Source organism: Streptococcus sp. HSISS2 (genome assembly GCF_000448665.1).
Lineage (GTDB): Bacteria > Bacillota > Bacilli > Lactobacillales > Streptococcaceae > Streptococcus > Streptococcus raffinosi.
The window spans coordinates 1,616,937-1,619,896 of sequence record NZ_CM002133.1 but is presented as its reverse complement, the minus strand read 5'-3'; the positions used below and the strand labels follow the sequence as shown (position 1 = coordinate 1,619,896).

At 36.1% G+C, this 2,960-nt stretch carries 3 protein-coding genes and 1 pseudogene; 3 read left to right on the top strand and 1 reads right to left on the bottom strand.

Translation table 11 applies throughout. The features are described 5' to 3' along the window. Positions 1-54: 54 nt before the first annotated feature. Positions 55-329 (top strand): annotated as a pseudogene (locus HSISS2_RS07215) (autorepressor SdpR family transcription factor). Then, complete coding sequence (locus tag HSISS2_RS07210; RefSeq protein WP_021146106.1) at positions 319-906, top strand: DUF1648 domain-containing protein; 588 nt, start codon at positions 319-321, stop codon at positions 904-906. The pseudogene HSISS2_RS07215 and the gene HSISS2_RS07210 overlap by 11 nt, the downstream one beginning before the upstream one ends. Positions 907-959: 53 nt before the next feature. Here the strand turns inward: HSISS2_RS07210 and HSISS2_RS07205 are convergent, their stop codons facing one another. Beyond that, positions 960-1,991 (bottom strand): S66 peptidase family protein, encoded by a 1,032-nt coding sequence (locus HSISS2_RS07205; protein ID WP_021146105.1) that lies wholly within the window; start codon positions 1,989-1,991, stop codon positions 960-962. Between the two features lie 509 nt (positions 1,992-2,500). Here HSISS2_RS07205 and HSISS2_RS07200 point away from each other — a divergent pair. After that, positions 2,501-2,830, top strand: coding sequence for a bacteriocin immunity protein (locus tag HSISS2_RS07200; RefSeq protein ID WP_021146104.1), 330 nt, complete (start codon positions 2,501-2,503; stop codon positions 2,828-2,830). Positions 2,831-2,960: the final 130 nt, after the last annotated feature.

Genomic DNA, 2,960 nt, shown 5'->3' with positions numbered 1-2,960 from the left:
ATGTGCTAGGTGTCGGACTCCTGACACGCCGAATTTGGAAAAAGGAGGAAACTCATGGGCTTATCTGAAACCTTAAAATCCATCTCTGCCCCTGTGAGGAGAGAAATTTTAGACTATCTAAAGTCGGGACCGAAGTCAGCTGGAGAAATCAGCCAACAGTTTGACTTGGCTCCTGCAACAGTCTCTCATCATTTGTCTACCTTGAGAAAAGCAGGACTAATTGAAGAAAAAAACAGAAGAATTTTATTTACTATAGTTTGAACTTAACTGTTTTTGAAGAAATTCTAACCTGGATTCAGTCACTTGGAGGAAAAGAAGATGAAAAATAATATGCAAAGAGTCATTGGTAATATAGTGATACTTACACCGGTTATTGTCGGACTAGTCTTTTACAATCAACTCCCAAATCGGGTGGCTATCCATTTTAATGTGGAAGAACAAGCCAATGGTTTTATGGAACGCAATCTAGCAATAGTTGTCCTTCCTTTTATTGCTCTTGTCATTTATAATCTCTTATTTTCATTCTTTAAACAAATAACCATTCCATTCTTAAAAGAGTTTATGTTATGGCTTATCCCAATTTTTTCGGTTGTCATCCAAGGTCTCATATTGACTTTTGCCTTAGGAGGCCAAATTCAAGTTCGATTGACTGTCATTTGGTTAGTGGCACTCATTTTTCTAGTAATCGGGAATTATCTTCCTAAAAGTATTGGCCTAGCAACTAAAAATCACAATGAGATCAGTAAGTCAGTAGTGAGAAAGTTGGGATACCTAATGATTGGAATAAGTCTTGCCTTGCTAATAAGTCTCTGCTTTAATCCCTATACTACAATTATGGTTTTGGGCATTTTTATAGTTCTTATTTTGAGTATCTTGTTACCCAATTTTCGCTGTTTAAGAAAATAAAAAGAAGTAATCGTCTGATTACTTCAATCTGAGCTGAGAAATTCTTCCCAGCTTTATTTGTGATTATCAAAGCGAATGACTTGCTCCGTTGCATCTACATACGCGTGGACTCCAAAGGGAACAATCGCTCTTGGTGTGGCATGGCCGACATTCAGATTATAGACAATCGGGATATTGCTATCAATGATGTCCATTAAAGCCTCCTTATAGTCGTCATAGAAGGTTTCATCCATAGGTTTCCCGACCAAGAGTCCACTGATGACCTCAAATATCCTAGTTTCTTTTAAAGTTTGCAACATTTTTTTGAAATCATCAGGTTCAGGCTTTTCTTCACTTGTTTCTAGCAATAGAATCTTTCCTTCCCAGTCGGATAAGTCAGGGAAAAGTTTGTATTTTTGGCAGAGGTCTGTGCTATCTGCGTGTAGAGAGTTGTCAAAAATATCATAGAGAGATTCGAGGCAACCACCGAGGATTTCTCCCTCAAACTGAGTATTGCCTTGTAATAAGTCAAAACCTGTATTTGCATGGCTGACACGAGGTGTTCCCAAGACTTTGGGACTAAAATCAGTCCGTTCCTCATACCAAACGTTACTAGGGCGAATTTCTGAGATTTTTCCAGTCTCAATCAATTCTTTAAAGTAGTGGCGGCTATATGGCAACATTTCTTTGTCTAACTCACAAATGTCTGCTAGAAATGATTGGCCGTAAAAAGTCTTGATTCCTAGTTTATGCAACATGAGATGGTTCATGGTTGTATCTGAGAAACCAAGAAAAATCTTGTGTTTGATAACTTTTTGTAGTTGGTCATTTTCAAAAAGATAAGGTAGCAAGCGATAGGTATCGTCTCCACCGATGGCGCATAGGATCATGTCGATACTATCATCAGAAAAGGCCTGAATCAAATCCTCTGCACGAGCTTCAGGATGTTCTTTGATAAAATCTAAGCCTTTTAGCGAATGAGGTAAAAAGATAGGATTGAGTCCGAGGTCCTTGAGTCGTTGGACCCCCAAGTCCACTTCGTGTTTGACAAAGTCTTCACCGATAATGCCACTAGATAAACTTATAATACCAATAGTAGAAGTCATATATTATCCTCCTAAAAATAAATTGATGCTATTGTATCATAAAGAATGATAGAAAAATATAAGGAATAGCGTTAGACATATGATTTTATGTCAATAAAGCAATAGAAAAATAATCGCTCGATGTGCTTACTTCAGAATATAGGCAAGCCCTTTTAAAAGTTGGTTACCACGTAGTTAAATCTCTTAGGAATATTGATGTAATGGAATTTATAAGAGTTTTTCACTTTATGCTCTAAAAGAAACAGATTGAAGAAAGTTGCCTAAAATGGACTTATTCTTCAATCTGAAAGAAGTAATCGTTTGATTACTTCTTTTTATCTGTTTGTGCTAAATTTGGACCATTTGTGGCAGAAGGATATTTTTAGTATTGAATTTGATATGCTAGATGTGTATAATGATGTCACAGCGAACTATTAAAAGAGGTCGTTGCTCATGACAACACAAACAATTAACCAATTTAATTCACTTGCTCAACCTAATCTTGCTACAGGTTATAGGAGGTAATCTAGATGACAAAAAGCAATAACACGCAAATTACGGATATCTTAAACAATATCTATAATCTTATTATAAATCCAGAAACAACTGAAAATGAGAGAGAGTTGCTCGTAACGTTTAAAAATGAAATCGAAGTTGGAAAGAAGGATAATGATGAACTTCTTGCAGAATTATGCAGAGCTATTCAAGTTCTAGCAGTCCGCAATCTTTCTAAAGGCAAATCACTGAGTTCTGGAGTGAGTGACTTGAGTAAGACACTCACAGAATTCCAAGAAAAATCAGAACGTAACTTTAATCTAGCAAGAGGATTAACATCACTCGGTAGTTTGTCTTTTAAATGATTTATCTGCTTGTGATGATTAGTAAAATGACCAAAAAGATTAACTGAATTCAACCTGCTAAGTTGGATTTAGTTGATCTTTTATTGTTCTTATCTGGAGTGTCTTGTTACCCAATTTTCGCCATTTCATT